At 41.5% G+C, this 316-nt stretch carries 1 protein-coding gene; it reads right to left on the bottom strand.

The features are described from left to right. A partial coding sequence (locus CWB98_RS23460; protein WP_138546974.1) for a LysR family transcriptional regulator occupies positions 1–127 on the bottom strand: 127 nt, incomplete at its 3' end. Positions 128–316 lie beyond the last annotated feature (189 nt).

The raw sequence follows: 316 nt of genomic DNA on the forward strand, positions 1-316 counted from the left end.
GCTTGAGCGCGTTACTCATCGCACTTTGGGTAAGAGCGAGGCGGTTTGCAGCCGCAGACACACTACATTCCTCTATCAACACGTTCAAATAGACCAACAAGTTTAAATCAATTTGTCTTAGGTTCATGCCCAGGTCGCATCCCTTATTACTGCTGTTATTTACTCTAGCTTAGCCAACTGTATATAGCTAACTCACTAGAAAATAACGGCTATTTCCAGCAGTGATAGTGAGCAATTTTCACTTTTACCGACCCTTAAAGCGCCGTATCCTGTAAGAAAAAGGAAGGTTTATGTTGAAATATCTTGTTGGAATTAC

The sequence above is a fragment of the Pseudoalteromonas rubra genome (assembly GCF_005887115.1).
In the GTDB taxonomy this organism is placed as follows: domain Bacteria; phylum Pseudomonadota; class Gammaproteobacteria; order Enterobacterales; family Alteromonadaceae; genus Pseudoalteromonas; species Pseudoalteromonas rubra_F.